This is a genomic window from Allopontixanthobacter sediminis (assembly GCF_009828115.1).
GTDB classification, from domain to species: Bacteria; Pseudomonadota; Alphaproteobacteria; order Sphingomonadales; family Sphingomonadaceae; genus Allopontixanthobacter; species Allopontixanthobacter sediminis.
In genome coordinates this window covers 658,069-673,996 of record NZ_WTYL01000002.1, presented here as the reverse complement: position 1 = coordinate 673,996, position 15,928 = coordinate 658,069, and the positions used below count along the sequence as shown (strand labels likewise).

The 15,928-nt window shown below is 55.0% G+C and carries 8 protein-coding genes; 6 read left to right on the top strand and 2 right to left on the bottom strand.

Going from position 1 to position 15,928, the window contains the following annotated elements; all coding sequences use genetic code 11:
* Nucleotides 1–1,281 precede the first annotated feature (1,281 nt).
* The 5 genes from GRI65_RS08930 (at nucleotide 1,282) to GRI65_RS08910 (ending at nucleotide 6,873) form a co-directional block, all read left to right on the top strand.
* Nucleotides 1,282–1,818: a PEPxxWA-CTERM sorting domain-containing protein gene (locus GRI65_RS08930; RefSeq protein WP_160756161.1), complete on the top strand. Its 537-nt coding sequence runs from the start codon at nucleotides 1,282–1,284 to the stop codon at nucleotides 1,816–1,818.
* Between the two features lie 833 nt (nucleotides 1,819–2,651).
* Nucleotides 2,652–3,200: an RNA polymerase sigma factor gene (locus tag GRI65_RS08925; protein ID WP_160756160.1), complete on the top strand. Its 549-nt coding sequence runs from the start codon at nucleotides 2,652–2,654 to the stop codon at nucleotides 3,198–3,200.
* A 10-nt stretch (nucleotides 3,201–3,210) separates the two neighbouring features.
* Complete coding sequence (locus GRI65_RS08920; RefSeq protein ID WP_160756159.1) at nucleotides 3,211–3,942, top strand: anti-sigma factor; 732 nt, start codon at nucleotides 3,211–3,213, stop codon at nucleotides 3,940–3,942.
* A gap of 288 nt (nucleotides 3,943–4,230) precedes the next feature.
* Complete coding sequence (locus GRI65_RS08915; protein WP_160756158.1) at nucleotides 4,231–6,291, top strand: YadA-like family protein; 2,061 nt, start codon at nucleotides 4,231–4,233, stop codon at nucleotides 6,289–6,291.
* A gap of 39 nt (nucleotides 6,292–6,330) precedes the next feature.
* Nucleotides 6,331–6,873, top strand: coding sequence for a hypothetical protein (locus tag GRI65_RS08910; protein WP_202391232.1), 543 nt, complete (start codon nucleotides 6,331–6,333; stop codon nucleotides 6,871–6,873).
* A 548-nt stretch (nucleotides 6,874–7,421) separates the two neighbouring features.
* Here GRI65_RS08910 and GRI65_RS08905 read toward each other — a convergent pair.
* Both GRI65_RS08905 and GRI65_RS15445 read right to left on the bottom strand, forming a co-directional pair.
* Complete coding sequence (locus GRI65_RS08905; protein ID WP_160756157.1) at nucleotides 7,422–10,391, bottom strand: EAL domain-containing protein; 2,970 nt, start codon at nucleotides 10,389–10,391, stop codon at nucleotides 7,422–7,424.
* A 287-nt stretch (nucleotides 10,392–10,678) separates the two neighbouring features.
* A complete protein-coding gene (locus tag GRI65_RS15445; RefSeq protein ID WP_160756156.1) occupies nucleotides 10,679–12,949 on the bottom strand; it encodes a DUF11 domain-containing protein in 2,271 nt (756 codons plus the stop codon).
* Between the two features lie 905 nt (nucleotides 12,950–13,854).
* On the opposite strand from GRI65_RS15445, the gene GRI65_RS08895 reads away from it, so the two are divergent.
* Nucleotides 13,855–15,843, top strand: coding sequence for a serine hydrolase domain-containing protein (locus GRI65_RS08895; protein WP_160756155.1), 1,989 nt, complete (start codon nucleotides 13,855–13,857; stop codon nucleotides 15,841–15,843).
* Nucleotides 15,844–15,928: the final 85 nt, after the last annotated feature.

Genomic DNA, 15,928 nt, shown 5'->3' with positions numbered 1-15,928 from the left:
TCGACGAAATCAAGTACCATCGCCCCATCGGGTCCACCATATATGCCGAATTCGTGTTGCAGCCACACAGCGTCAGTTTCCGTCGAATTTATTGCGGCTGCCGCGTCAATATAGCTGGAAGGTTCCTGAGGATTAATCGTACCGGCGACTGTGGACCTAATCGACTCACTGCAGCTTGCGCTCATCGCCCACAATTGGAACCGCACATTCGTGTGGTAACGACCCACGTGTTTGACCACGTCCGAAGCGAATGTCGCAAGGCCGCATTTGCGCGGCGGCTGCGTGCTGATCATGGTCACAAGGCGTGACTGGTTCTTCAGCCGAAAAGGGACAATTGTCTGAAAACCGGTTGAGGCAGTAGGGGATTCCCGCGTGGCAGACATCTGACCGGCTCCAATTTGTTATGATAAAACGCTATTGTACGACAAGCGTTCCGCTGCAGTGCACAATATAAGTTAGACGGTTCGGCTCATAAACTTGCAGTCTGCAAATCGCCCGATCACTCTATCCCGGATACGCCTGCAGGATTAGCGACTGGCTGCGCATCGCCATCCTATACGACAATCCAAAGGTCGTGCCGCCATTACCGGTGGTCGATGTGAAACGTGCCGTCGCTCACAGCATAGCCTTCGGACCCAACGCGGGCTTGAGTCTGCTGGACCAAATTGCCGAAGTTGCCTTGATGCCTTCCTATGCGCCGCTGCCGGCGGCAAGGGGCGACCTATTGTTCCGAGCAGGTCGACCGGCCGAAGAGCGCTTGCAATTCCTAGCTGCGGCCGCGATCACCCGCAATTCGCCGGAAAGGAACTTATTACTTGCGAGAGCGGCCGCTTGTGACTGCCAGTCATAAACCCTGAAGCCCTTGCTCGCGCGATTACCTGCAAGGTAATCGTTTGGCCCACCCCGCCGCGGATGGGGGTCTATCTCCAAACCCTCTGACCCCTGCCATTTGTTGCCCAATGCCTTTGTGAACGAACGGCTGTTTCGGTAACGCGATTCGGGCGCTGGAACGTATGCTCTGTTACCGGTTGCCGACCTCCGGCTCAGGAGAGCCAATCCAAGCGCGGATGACCCTACGTTGTAACTCTGCACATCTCGCCAAAAATGCTTGGTCCATCAGGTTTCCTACGATCAATTCGTTGCCATGGTTGCACCTATCGAAAAATTTCGTTTGAAGCGGTATTTTTCTAGAAAAAACAATTAACTAGTTACGAACTTCCGAGTGTAGCGAAGGCAAGATGACCTTGGCACTTTTTCACATTTCATAAAGGATATACCCAAATGAAATCATCATACTTCTTAGTAACCAGCGCAATTGCCGCGAGCCTCCTAACTGCTGTGCCCGCATCTGCTGCTACACTGCTTTTCGATCTAAGCGGATCGAGAAATGCAACCTTCACACTCGAAGTCGATCCGGTGGTTCCTGATCGTGTGAACAATCAGCCATTGCTTGGTGGCAGCCAAATCTTTTTCAATAACGTCCCTGGAACATTCAACGGAATCGCCGGAAGCGGAAACGTCAACTTCGGCTCCGGCAGTATCCTCGCAGCGCTGAACATAAGCGCGCCCGGGCTCGGATTCACACAATTTGGCGGCGCAGACCTCTTCTCTTTTGTCGATGGGCGCCCGGTTTTCAATACGGGAACCTTCAATTTTTCAGGCATCGCAACCGGTAGAAGCACTCTGATCATTTCTGAAGTGTCTGGGGCTGTCCCAGAACCGGCGACATGGTTGATGCTAATTCTTGGATTTGCTGCCGTTGGTGGATCAATGCGGATGAAGCGCCGAAAGACTAGGGCCACAATTGCCTATGCCTGAAAATCGACAGTTTGATGTCGCTAAAATCATATGCAAGTCGTGAAATGTCTCACTGGGTTATGAATGCAATGGAGCGAGCTACCGGGCGAACGCAATCGATACTGGTCGTTCATCGCTCGTAGCTGCTGTCGGCGCGGTTCTGTCGACCGCTACATAAGGTTATTGTTTCTGAGCCTTGGTTTGGTGCGTGGCCTAAAGCATGAGAAGCGAAAAGGCCGAACTCTCGTGCCTCCCACCCTTAAACCCAAAGCATATTTGTGAGGGCCCTTTCGTTAGGATTATCTGAAAAGGGGGCTCTGAGCCATTACTTGCCGACAGCAACTATGGCTGCGGTCACTTCAAACTCGGCAACGATCTAAACTTTCCCTCCCGACAGGAATGTTACGTCGATCGCAACCGAAACTCGATTGATGCGTAGTACATTTTGGAAGTCAGATCTGGAAACTCTGGGCGATTTGTTAGGCTTGCTCGCCATTTGAAACAGTTCAGAACGTCGAGGCTCCGCCGAACTCGCAAAGTTGCCCGATCAATTCGGCGAAATTCGGCACTTTGGGCATCCGAGTAGGAAAGGATCATTTTGCTCTTCTTTGGTTGTGCTCGCGTTGCCATTAATCGGCAAACGAAGCGTCTGGCGCACTGCAAAATGGGGCGCAGAACATCAGCCTTCAGAATTGTGTATTCATTGATCTGGGTCGCACAGAATGCACGTAAAGCTAGTTCACAAATGATTGGTGCCTCGTCTAACCAACAGCATTTGAACCCAAATCCGGGCTTCAATTGGTATTGGTAGTTTCTTGGAAAATCCTGCGCAGGTCATATTCGAGTGAGATGACATGGAAGATCGCCGAACTGCATTGAAGATTGCTCTAGCAAAAGTCGCATCGGGGGATGAGGCGGCTATGGGCATACTATACGATCAGACCAACAGAGTATTGTACGGCAGCATTCTTCGTATCGTGCGCTCCCGGGGGCGAGCAGAAGAAATATTGCAAGATGTTTATATGAAGATTTGGCGGCGCGCGGGCACGTACCGATCGGACAAGGGCAACCCGATCACCTGGCTGTGCGCGATTGCGCGAAATTCAGCCATCGACGTCGTACGCAGAGAAGGGCGTATGACGGAAATCGGTGACGACGTTCTCGAGAATTTTGCCGATGATGCCAAACCTGCCGATGACTGGCTTTGCGACATGGAAGATCAAGAAGCCTTGCGGAAATGTATCGAAACCTTGCGATCCGATCATCGAACGTCAATCAGGCTGGCATATTTCGAGGGATACACACAATCTGAGCTTGCTAATCACATTGGCGTACCGATCGGTACCATCAAGAGCTGGATCAGCCGCGGGCTGATGGGATTGAAGGGATGTCTCGGTGGTTGATAGAGAGCAAATGGAAACTGAAGATCCTTTCATTCAGGCCGGCAAATATTCCTTGCGCGTACTTGAGGGTGAGGAACTGGTGCAGGCGCAGCGCGCTATTCTAACTGATCCGTCGTTCGTACAAGCCGTTGAATGGTGGGACCGGCGGCTAGGAACCATGGCCGAGGAAGCGACCCAGTTTGCGCCCTCTAGCGCTACACGGGAAGCGATCCTTAACCGGATCAAACACGAAAGTGCTGCTGATCGTAGAGTGGTGACCATTCAGCCGAAAGCCGAACGCCCCTCCAGGTTGAGCGTCGGGTTCGCCATGTTTGGCACCGCTATGGCCGCTGCGGCGCTGGTCTTATATGTGTCGACTCCGGCAACCAATCCACCAGTTGGTCCAACAACATTTGAAGGCGCCCAACCTCAGCTGATCGCCCAATTACAAAATGAAGACGGCACTTCCCGACTGGCGAGCCTCATAAATCCCACATCCCAGCGACTATCGGTACGCGTCTCCGGCCTGGAAGCGGGTGAGGGCCAAGTAGCAGAGCTGTGGGTGATACCGGAGGGCGGCGTGCCGCAATCGCTCGGCTATATCCCCAATTCTGGGGTGCTTGAGCGAAACCTAACAGGAGCGGAATCTGAATTGCTCCTGCCAGGCTCATCCTTGGCCGTCACATTCGAGGAAAACACTGGGGCTCCTCACGAAGCACCCTCCCCTCCAATCCTGTTGATCGGAGCAATTGACAGCGTCTAGTCAGGATGCGGGAGTGAAGCGCCCACGGAGACTGCGCAAAACCTATCCGCAGACCGCATCCATCATTTTTTTCGGTCTTACTGCAACCGAAAGCGCAATGGCTTCGTAGGTGCGCCCGTTATCCGTTCGGGATGGCGAGCCGAGGATGCGGATGGAGTTGCCCCGACAAGAAGATGAGTTCACGATAACGTGGTCTTGCTTCAACTTTCGGCGATCAAACCTACGCCGCCGACTGGCTTTCTGATCTGTTAGAGACAGGAAGAGATACTTCCCATGACAAATTGTTACTTGAAGAAATTCACATTCGCGCTCTTGAGCGGCACCGCCATACTGGCCGCGCCAGTTTTGATATCGACACCGGCAGCAGCGGCCGAATGCCTTTTAGACTCCAATGACAATGGTGTTGCCGATGCGGGCGACACCGATGGAGGAGCGACATCCACGGATGATACCGCATTGGCATGCGGGACAAATGCTGACGCGCAAACAGCCAATTCAACTGCAATCGGCAATGGTTCAACCGCGAACGGTGTAGACGCACTTGCCGTCGGTGACGCCGCCTCTGCAACGGGCAATTCCACGACCGCTGTTGGCGGCGAGGCGGTTGCAACCGGACCTGGCTCCACGGCTCTTGGCTGGCAGACAATGTCGGGCGAACGATCTACTGCTGTTGGTCACCTCGCCACCGCAATTGGTATCCGATCAGTAGCAATTGGAGAAAATGCGGACGCGCAGGGCAATAACGCTACTGCGATCGGCAACGAGTCCATCGCCAATGGAATTGATGCAATCGCCATCGGCGACACTGCTATCGCGAACGGCAATTCGACGACCGCTGTTGGCGGAGAAAGCGTCGCAACCGGCCCTGGCTCGACGACCTACGGTTGGCAATCAATGTCAGGCGAACGCTCCACCGCGCTGGGCCATCTGGCTACAGCGACGGGAGTTCGCTCGGTAGCAATCGGCGAGAATGCTGATGCGCAAGGTGATAATGCCACCGCCATTGGCAACGAAGCGATAGCTAATGGGATTGATGCATTGGCAATCGGCGACACCGCCATGGCGACCGGCAATTCCACCACAGCAGTTGGCGGCGAAAGTTCGGCAACAGGACCTGGCTCAACCGCATTTGGCTGGCAGTCAGTATCAGCCGAGCGGGCGACGGCATTGGGTCACTTGGCCACGGCAACTGGAATTCGCTCTATCGCAATTGGTGAAAATGCTGATGCGAAAACAGATAATTCCAGCGCGATTGGCAACGAAGCCATTGCCAACGGGATTGACGCTCTAGCCTTGGGCGACAGCGCTTTTGCCAGCGGAAACTCGACTACTGCGCTTGGCGGCGAAAGCGTTGCCACTACCCCTGGGGCGACTGCGCTTGGCTGGCAATCGGCAGCGACAGGCGCAATGGCGACGGCTGTGGGACATCAATCGACTGCCTCTGGCGCGCAGAGCTTCGCCGGCGGTGAAGATTCAATCGCGTCTGGCAGCAATGCAATCGCGCTCGGCAATACCGCGCAGGCGACTGGAGGAGACTCCATTGCAATTGGCGGCAATCGCGACGGGATGAGCGGATTCTCGACCATTGCAAGCGGCCCTTCGACTACCGTTGTCGGCGGGCAATCATCAGCCGTTGGCGCAGGTGCGACAGCATACGGTTGGAGGGCAAATGCCACCGCTGAGCGGGCGACCGCGCTAGGTCATCTCTCGACTGCCAGTGGGGTGCGATCGGTTGCAGTAGGCGAAGCTGCGTCGGCAACAGGTGCTGGAGCAATCGCCTTAGGTAACCAGTCGGTAGCATCTGGCGCCAATTCGGTAGCTATCGGCAATGGCGCTACGGCTGCCAATGATGGTCAGGTCGTTATCGCATCGCTGAGCACCAGTACGACGTCGCAGACTGGTGGCCTATCTTTCGTCACGGCCGATTCTAGCGGTACTCTCGGCCTGCAGTCTGGGCCGGATTTCTCTGGTTTCGCCCAGCAGTCCTCGGTCAGTGCTAATAGCGCAGCAATCAGCGCAAATGCGACGGGAATTGCCGGTCTACAGGCGCTCACCTCAGCACAGACCGGACAGATTAATGACTTGTTCGGGGAAACCGCAGCCAATCGTGCTGCCATCAGCCGTGCCAATGAAGGTGTCGCAATGGCATTGGCAATGGAGTCGCCGGCGCTTCCTTCGGGCGCCAAATTCGGTGTGTCGGGCGGCGTAGGTTATTTCGAAAATCAGGGCGCCGGTACGATTGCGATGTCAGCTCGAGTGAGTGACAAAGCGTCCATTTCGGCCGGGGTCGGCGTCGGCTTCGACAGCGGTGAGGTCGGCGCACGCGGCGGCTTCCAGATCGCTTGGTGATCTGGTAATCTGACGCTCATGCAAGGAACTATCGAGATAATGGGAATGTCGGGGCGTACCGCCCCGACATTCTTCCGCGCCGCCGCAACTAGCCTTATGTTTATGGCAGGATTCGGCTTGGCACCTGTTGCAGCCCAACAGGTACAAACCCCTCCCGTTTCGATCCAGCCGCCAGCTTCGGTCCGACCGGTACCTGGCGCTCTCGAACTATCGAAGTTGCTATGGTCAACAATACTAGCTGTCGACCATGCTAACCAGTCTGGCAATTATTCAGTTCTTCGGGACATGTCTGCCCAAGGTTTTCAAATAAATAACAATGCAGCAAATCTCGCGAATGTTTTTTCGGGCATTCGTAACGCCAAAATTGATTTGTCCAATGCGTTGCTAGTTCCACCAACATACAGCGAAGCTCCCCGCCAAATCCAGCCTGATGTGTTTGAGGTAAAAGGGCAGTTTAACCTGCGCCCGACGTCCATCTATTTCGACATGTACTTCCAATGGGAGCAGGGGCGTTGGAAGCTTTTTGGCATCGATATTCAGCCTATTACTATGGTCGATTCCATGCCGCCAACTTCGAACTGATTAGTTGCCGTACCTTCACATAATGGAAAGACCACGGCATTGTGCCCGGTGCGGAATTAGGGATGGCTGTTGTAGGTAAGATTTACGCCGCTGCCGCGCGCCGCGCATTGTAGCGCTGCGCTTAGTCCGAAGCCGCGGCTTGCGCCGGCGATGATTGCGATGGTTATATCGAGGGTGCTTATTGTGGAACCCTTACCTACGCCGCCACGGCCACCCCTGCTCCTCCGGTTTCTGCCCTGATACTGCTTATTCCTGCTTTGTCATCTGGGGGGGCGCTTGTCGGGGACATCTTGCTCCCAGAGTAGCGGGTTCTGCTATGAATATGTCTCACCGGGAGCCCGCTATGGCCGAACATGGCAGGCGCGCAGGCCATAAAGTTGAATTTATGGCAGGGTTAAAAGCAGGGAATGAGCCGAACAATAACGGCTTTGTCGGCGCAAGTGCCTAACGGCCTAATGGCCAACCTTGGTTCAAAAGCCGAAATCACTTCGTCGAGCTTTTTCCTTAGCAGTTGTCACGGCCAAGTCAGTGGTTGGACGGCAGCTAAACTAAGGCTCACCAAGCTTTGAGGGTTCGATGCAGTTGCGAACGTCGTCGATTTCCAGCCCCATTAAGTCGGCCCGAGAGATCGCAGTCTGCCAGCTGCCGGCGAAAGAGATGTAAGGTTTTCCGGTTTTAGGATTAGCGATCAAATACGGGCAACCTTCCAGTCGTGGCAGCTGAGCAATTAAGTCGGCGGCTTTTTGCGACAAGGGAACAGATCGGCTTTTGCCTGAATTCGGGTCGGGCATATGCCAGACTTTGTCATCGAGATCGAACTGGTTCCATTGCGCTTCGCTCAGGTCGCGCTGCCTGACACCGGTGAGCATCAGCAAAGCAACGACAAATTTCAAATGCTGATTGTGACTTTCGGCGACCGCGGCGTTCAGGCGCTCGATTTCATCGGCGCTCAGATGCCGCTCGTGTTTGGCTTTGCGGCTTAGCGCCTTGCCCTCCACATTCGCAATCTCGCGAACATTGAAGCGCTGCAGTAGCAGGATCATCTGTTCGATGGCGGCTTGGCCGGGCGTATCCCGCCTTCTCGTGCTTTCGAACCAATCCGACAAATACTGAGTCGATATTTCATCGGGTCGCATCTGGCCAAAATTGGGGAGGACGTGGTCGCGGAGTAGGGTGGTTTCGGTTTTGTAGCGGCCGGGATCGTCGCCTATGGAGTCTAGATAAAGTCTCGCAAGAGAATTGAGCGTCAGATTAGCTTCTGCGCCGGTACCACGGGGACTGCCTAATCGTACTGGACCGTCCGTCGTCTGCGATGCCATTCCCAGCCTGCCACGAAGCTCTTCCAGCTCTGCAGAATTATTCTCGGCAATAGCCGGCGCAACTTCAAGCTCGTGGTTGCTGGAAATGCCTAACGAACGAAGTTGCAGCTTGGAAACCCTGTGCCGAGGGTGAAACCGACCTTCCTCGTCCCGGTCAAGCGGGCTTTCGAACTGCACACCGGAAAGACGACTGTGATTACGTACCACCTTGGCAAAAACCAGCTGGCCTTCGGCAAAATCGATTAGCAATTTGCTGCCCGTCGGCACGTTGTCGAGGCCTTCGATGAGCGCGCCGCTTTCGGACAGGTTTCGAATGAGAATTGTGCGGCAATGATTTCCGAAAATAGCTCTGACTCTACGGTAGACCGACTTGCGGTCGCTTCGCTGGTGGGAAGGCCCGTTGGGAGTTATAGCCCAATTGCCCGAATGGAGCTGGTCGTTGACGACAGCATTCTGCACGGGCTTGCTGTAGATATAGCCTTGCACGTGGCTGACTTTAAGATCGCGGATCAAGCTGAGCTGATCTTCCGTTTCGATCCCTTCGGCAGTTGTTTCCATCTCGAGCGCATCAGCCAAGGCGACAATGGCGGCGATAATGGCGGAGTTGCGCGAGCCGGGTAGAGTGGCGGCATAAACGAAACTTTTGTCAATCTTGATCTTGTCAAACGGAGCAGTGCGCAAATATCCGAGCGAGGAATAGCCGGTGCCGAAGTCGTCGAGAGCAAGCCGTACGCCAATTCGTTTCAGAGTAGCGAACGTTTGATCGGTATCCTGGCTTTCGCTGAGGAACACTCCTTCGGTAACTTCCAGTTCCAGGCGATTGGCTTCCAGACCTGAATTGGCCAGCGCCGAAACTACCAGATTGGGCAGCAGGCCGCTGGCGAACTGGATTGGCGAGATGTTGACTGCAACCCTGATTTTTCCTGGCCATTTGGAGGCATCATCGCAGGCACGGCGTAATACCCATTCACCCAGTACGGAAATCAGATTGGCTTCTTCGGCGATGGGGATGAATAACTCAGGCGAGATCGGGCCGCGCGTTGGGTGACACCATCGCACCAGCGCTTCCACGCCGGTGGCTTTATTGTCTGCGCATCTGACGATCGGTTGGTAGTAAACTTCGAATTCGTTTCTTGTGAGGGCATCGCGCAGATCTTCTTCAATGCCCCGGCGATCTTTGGCCCTTTCTAGCAACTCCTGTGAGAAGAATGTGGTGCAGCCGCGACCATTCGCTTTCGAACCATAGAGCGCCAGGTCCGCGTTCCGGATCAGATCATCCGCCGTAAGACCATTATGCGGGCTCACCGCAATGCCGACAGAAGCGCCGATACTGCAGCGCTTGCCATCGATGGAATAGGGCTCTGACAAGCAGGCAATAATCTCGTTGCCCAGCGCCTCGAGAACCCCCCTGTCATCTGAGTTGCGCACGAAAACATTGAACTCGTCGCCGCCCAGACGGAAGATCCGCTCCCGGTCACCCACAAGCTTGAATAGGCGTTGTGCAACGAATTTGAGCAGCGCATCCCCCGCTGGGTGGCCAAGCGTGTCGTTGACCTGTTTGAACCTATCGAGGTCGATGAGCAGGATCGCACATGGCTCTTTATGAAAATGGTATTTGGAAAGATGTGCATCGAGAACTTGCGACATGCGCAGCCTATTGGGCAACTCGGTGAGCGAATCGCACATTGCTATCCGCGTCGCGTTCTCAGAAGATTCGCGTTGTGAGGTGATATCGACACCGCTTCCGCAGTAACCCGTGAAATTGCCACCATCATCAAATTTCGGGGTGCCAGAAACCGACCACCAACGGCGCTGTGGGCCAAAAGCATTGGTAACGACAAGCTTTGAAAAGCTGCTGTTCCGGATCATCGCGAATGACAAGGTTCGGCCAGCTTCCAACTCGTCCTTATTTTGTAGGAACAAGTTGGCGAAAAGCGCCTTGGCGCCTTCACCCGCGCCCGCACCAAGGACCGAAAGCGCATTGGGAGTGAGGTATGTCAGTTCGCCTGCGCAATCGGTCGCCCAAAACCATCCTTGCGCAGCGTCCTCAAAGGCGCTGATTAGGTTTTCGGGGTGAGGCGGTTTCAACGAAGTGCGCTGCTCTTCTTCCAAGACGTTGCGACCTGCGACTGATGGCAAGAAATCGCTGGTTTCGTTCTGGCTCGCGCGCTCCAAGCCAAGAAAACCAAATTTCGACATTTATGTGGCCCCGCGCGCTATTCACTAAAGACCTGTCAGTTAAGCAGTTGGTATTGCCGAACAGTAAAAAAGCAGAAGATCCTCGCCATCATGAACGAACTTACAGCCTTTTCGGTGATCGCTACCCGCCACCAATTAATCGGCTTTTGCCGACCGAGAGTAACCAGGCTGACTATAAGCGGTCCCACTTCCGTCTTCAGTCGACGACAAGCCATCGGCAGCTTCCGGCAGTCCCGTTTCAGATGCATGAGATCGGCTTTTTTGCAGGGGGGGGGAGGCAGGATCGCTCACTGTAAGATCACGTTGAAAACTATCGCGAAGCTGCCAGAGGCGGCGAGGGTTGCTGCGGTGGCGGTGATGGTCGATCCGCTGGCGGACATCCCGAACGGATCGCTTTCATCGCTGCCCGTGGCATTCGCATCTTCCACCATTGTGGCGCTTTCGCAGCTGGTGCCCGTTCGCATGGTTCCGGCGATCAAGACTACGTTCAGCGGCAGGATGTCCGTAGCAATTACGGAAGTTGCAGAAGTGGCACCGGGATTGGTTATAAGGATGCAATAGCGCACGGTCGCACCGGGGATCGCCAAGGGATCGGTCGGCCTGATGCCATCTGCGACTACCCCGCTCGATTTGATGACTGTCAGAGGCGTGGTGCGTACGTTTGCATAAGTGCAAACGATCGTGGTTCCGGCATCGGAAGGACTTATCATCAATGTGTTGTTAGTTAAGGCATTGGTGCCCGACAAGGTTCCGCCGGTGCAAGCGAGCACCTTCTGGTAAAGCGCTGCATTACCAGCGGTGAATGTTTCGGCGCGGATCGTGCCGACGTCACCGGAAAAAACAGTCACGGAGGCGCCGCTATCGGTCTCATTGGTGGTGTTTGCGACCGATGCGAAAGCGACGGTATTGTTGGTGAACCCTGCTGTCGCTGGCAAGCTCACCGCATTGTTGACGATGGCATTGACCCAGTTCTTCCGCAATTGCAGCACCGCAGACCGGCGCGAATTGGTGAAGGTGCATACAATCGCCGTATCGGCTGGATTGACAACAAGAGTGGTTCCGGCGAGCGGCGTGTTGTTGCCGGTGCAGGCAAGAGTAGCGTTATAATTGAGCGGATTGCCAACAGACCAGATCTCTGAAATCGTGCCGCTTTCCGCCGCGTAGACGGTTATTGCGGTTGCGGAATCGGTTTCGTTCGTGGAATTTGCTACGGCTGCTAGGCTGGTGTTGTTGATCAGCCCGGTAATGGAAACGCTTGTTGCGTCCAGAACTATCGCGTTCGTCCACTGCTTGCGGATGGTCAAGGTCGCCGATCTTCGCGTGTTCGCGTAGGTGCAGGTTACTGCACCGCCAGTTGGCATGGTGATCGTTCGGCTCAGCCCCGTTCCGGTCACCGATACTGCTGCATTATCGCTGTTTTTGCGGCATTCTAGAGTAGTGTTGTAGTTTGCCGAACTGCCGGTCGTATAGCTTTCGGTCAGCGTCAGCGTTTGCCCGGCGAGGGCCACTGCAGTAGCATTGGTTGATGCTCCGCCGACAACTGAAGAGCCTGCGGTTAAAAGCGCCCCGCCGGTGATTGACAGACTGACCGCATTTCCGACAATTCCATTGGTCCACTGCTTGGCCAGCACCACCGGGGAATCGTCATCGGTTATCGTATAGGTTGTGCTCGCAGTGGCAGCCCCGCCGCAGCTAACAGTATTTGACACGGTGTAGGTCGTTTGGGCCAAAATTGCCATTTGGATGGTTTCGCTGTTTTCGGCGATAGAATCGTTTAGGATGACGATGCCGAGCGGCACGGTGGTGTTGGTGTAAATGCCCGCCGGGATGTTCACGCTGAAAGTGGCGCCACCGCCCGGCGTGGAAAAATCGGCGCCCCGTGTCGCCGTTCCGCCAGTGATCTGGACCGTGACAGTGCGCGGGGTCAACAAGGTACCGCTGACTATCAAGGCTGGCAAATTTGCCGTGGCTGTTGATTCGACACCGCTCGACGCATTGGTGTTGAATTCCACGAAGGGATTCAGATTTATCCGGATGTCGTCCAGAAAATTCCCGAAGGAACCAGGATTGGTGGTGGTGAACTGTACGCGCTGTAGGCCGGAGGGCCCCGAATAAGTGGTACTGCCGGTATTGACGTTCCAAACGTTGTTTATCGTGGATGATTGCGTTGCAAGATTTTGGACCAGGGTGCCTGATGTAGTGGCGATCTGGAACGAAGCGGTCTGTATGGTTGCTCCGCCAGCGCGGGCGCGGTGGGCAAATGACCAACCAACTTGTTCTCCGTTGATCATGCAGATGGTCTGGTACAAAGCGCCGGGGACATTGGCATTCATTTCCGCATGGACGGAGCCATTATAGGACGGCACGCTATTGAAATTTGTATCCCACAGTTCGATCTCGCCCGTCGTCGCGTTCCAGCCCTGGACCTGTCCATTGGATAAAATCTGAAAATTGGCCGCTCCCGGTCCTTGCGGGTCGTTCGACTCGAACGACGGATTAAGGATTGCGCGTTGTTGGGCCTGCGCCGGGGCGCACGCCCAGAACAGTGAGATCACCACGCACCAGATAATCAGACACAGTTTAAACACCGATAACATATTGCAGATTAGGGTTAAAAACAGTTTAAGTTAGCCTGCTGTTGTGGGGCAGGCTTATCGCGCTTGCACTGTTGCTCCCGTCATCGACTTTATTCGCCGCCGCTGCACTGCCGGCCCGATACCGATGCCAGCAAAGCGGCCGGACCAAGGGACGTTCTCGCCTCCCAATTCTGCCGTCCATTTATGTCAGATCTGGAAAGGTGGCACCGATGAACGTGCCCGCCCCCTGATTTCAGCCATTTTTGCGAGATGCTTCTTCATGAACGTATGGCCGGTTTCGGAAGAGCGATCTGGCAGTTAAACGGCCGCTTTTTCGGGGTGGATTCAATCGTTGTTACTATCAAATTTGCAAACGCTCTTGAAGTTTCGGTCGAGGTCATTTTTCAGCTTCAGAGAACGTAGGTCTTAAAGGCATAAACGTGCCAATCAGCTTATTACCCCGCTTCCGATGCTTAAAGAACCGCGCCCCCCGTAACCACTATTCATCGCACATTGTTCGCGCATGAACGAATGGCGGGTTTCGAAAAGGCGCTATTCGCCGCTAAACTACCATTTAGTCGGCGAATCCAGCCAACCGGCGATTTGCCGCGCTGAATTTCGGTTAAACGGGGCGAATTGGTCGCAATCGCATCGACATATACGTCCACCAACGTCCGCATCGATGCCGGTGGTCGGCTCGTGTGATGAGCAGTCTGACTTTGAGGCCCTCTTGCAGAAGCGAGCGAACGAAAATGCAGTCATTGGACAACAGTAAAGCCGCGGGCGGGTAGTTCATTCCCACCGCTGAGTGCAGGCTCCATGTAACTTTTTCAGTTCTGGATGACCAATACATCCTCTAAAGCGAAGATAATCTCGGGAGGAAAACTATGCGCCTATTACTTTCTGCGAGTCTTCTTGCACTTTGCGTAACAACCGACATTGCTCCATTAGCGGCGCAACCGACCACAGACTCAGCTACATCCTCCGATGCCCGACAAGTTGAGGTCGCTGAACGCAGTGCATTGGTAGTGATCCCTGCAGGTTGGACGCAGACCCAGCGCAAAGGTGCCACAGTCATTACAGCGCCAGAAGGCGATGTTGCGATCGCATTTCTCGCCATCTCGGGCGCCGCGGATGCGGATGCCGCTGTGGTGGAGGCGTGGAACTCTTTCATGCCCGGTTTTGCCCGGCCGGTACGCTTGGCACAGGATGCACCAGGCCGCGATGGCTGGGAAAGCGCTCGAATTATTAATTACGATATCGCGCCAGCCGAAAAGCACGTGTCGCAAGGAGTCGCTTTAAGACAGGGTGATAAGTACACAGTCGTACTGATCGATGGTGCGCTCGCGACGCTCGCCAAGCGCGGCGGTCAACTTGGCCAGCTCACCGGGAGCCTGCGGCCTGCTGGTTTCACCAAGGAGAATTTCGCCGGAAAAGCCTCGCATAATCTAGATGAAGTGCGCGTTGCCGAGCTGGTTAACTTTGCCAAGGAAGCAATGACGGCGCTGGAAGTACCGGGTGTGGGTTTAGCCCTCATCGACGAAGGTCGAATCATTTACGAAGGTGGCCTTGGTGTGAAGGACGTAGCCAGCGGCGCGCCCGTCGACAAAGACACCTTGTTCATGATTGCCTCCAATACCAAGGGCATGGCGACGCTGCTGCTCTCCACCCTAGTGGATGAGCGTCGGCTCGATTGGGACAAGCCAGTTACCGATTATATGCCTGATTTCCGCCTGGGCAGTCCCGAGACTACCAGCAGGGTCATGGTGAAACACCTCGTCTGCGCCTGTACGGGACTGCCCCGCAAGGACATGCAATGGTTGTTCAATACCAATCCTAATACTCCCGCCAGCGAGACTTTTGTGCAACTCGCGGCGACTGAGCCGACGAGCGGGTTCGGCGAGGTATTCCAATACAACAATTTGATGGCAAGCGCTGCGGGCTATCTTGGGGCTCATATCCTCTATCCAGAGATGGAACTGGGCGCGGCTTATGACAAGGCGATGGACGAGCGCATTTTCGGCCCCTTGCGGATGAACAACACCACGCACAGTGCCGCCGAGGCTATGGCAGGAAATTGGGCCAAACCTTATGACGTCGATATCCGCGGCGAAGTTGAGCCGATTGATCCCAGAAACAACGACACCGTAGTGCCCTACCGGCCGGCCGGCGGGGCTTGGTCATCGGCCCACGACATGGCGCTCTACGTTCAGAACGAGCTATCCGAGGGGGTGCTCCCCTCCGGTGAGCGCCTTGTTTCTGCCGAAGCTCTTCTCGCCCGCCGAGCGCGCAACGTGCCAACTGGCGACGGAGAATGGTACGGTATGGGGCTCGAAGAGGACGCTAGCAAAGGTGTCAGCATTATCCAGCACGGCGGCAGCATGTTCGGCTACAAGTCCAACTGGTTCGCTATCCCATCCGCGGGTGTGGGGGCGGTTGTGCTAACCAATTCGGATGGCGGATATGCACTTGTCGAGGCGGTAAAACGCAAGCTGCTAGAGGTATTATACGACGGCAAGGCCGAAGCAGGCGAGAACGTATCTACAGTCGTTAGGCGCTCGGAAGAAAGTCGTGAAAAGCTGCTCAGCGAACTGACCTGGCCGGCAACCTCCGAACATGTTGCCATGGTGCTGGGAAGCTATAGCAATTCCGAACTTGGCCCGCTCTCGCTTACTTCGGAAGAGGGTAAGCTGATGATGCGTTCGACAGCTATCTCCTCTGAAGTAGCGACAAAAACTAACGAGGATGGGAGCATTTCGCTCGTTACGGTTTCGCCCGGATTTTGGGGTGCGGACATCCTGATCGGTGAGCGGGATAGTAAACGAGTGCTCATCCTCAACGACAACCAGCACGAATACGTGTGGGAGAAACAGTAAATTGTAAGGGCGCAAAATTCGGACACTTCCAGTTGCGCTTGCGGAGAGGAAGCAAGCGCAGACATTCACGGAAAACCCTGATCAC

What these genes read in the sequence shown, in the direction of transcription:
- GRI65_RS08920 (WP_160756159.1), top strand. Translation starts at nt 3,211, where the DNA reads ATGGAAACTGAAGATCCTTTCATTCAGGCCGGCAAATATTCCTTGCGC.
- GRI65_RS08895 (WP_160756155.1), top strand. Translation starts at nt 13,855, where the DNA reads ATGCGCCTATTACTTTCTGCGAGTCTTCTTGCACTTTGCGTAACAACC.
- GRI65_RS08905 (WP_160756157.1), bottom strand. Translation starts at nt 10,391, where the DNA reads ATGTCGAAATTTGGTTTTCTTGGCTTGGAGCGCGCGAGCCAGAACGAA.
- GRI65_RS08910 (WP_202391232.1), top strand. Translation starts at nt 6,331, where the DNA reads ATGGGAATGTCGGGGCGTACCGCCCCGACATTCTTCCGCGCCGCCGCA.
- GRI65_RS08925 (WP_160756160.1), top strand. Translation starts at nt 2,652, where the DNA reads ATGGAAGATCGCCGAACTGCATTGAAGATTGCTCTAGCAAAAGTCGCA.
- GRI65_RS08930 (WP_160756161.1), top strand. Translation starts at nt 1,282, where the DNA reads ATGAAATCATCATACTTCTTAGTAACCAGCGCAATTGCCGCGAGCCTC.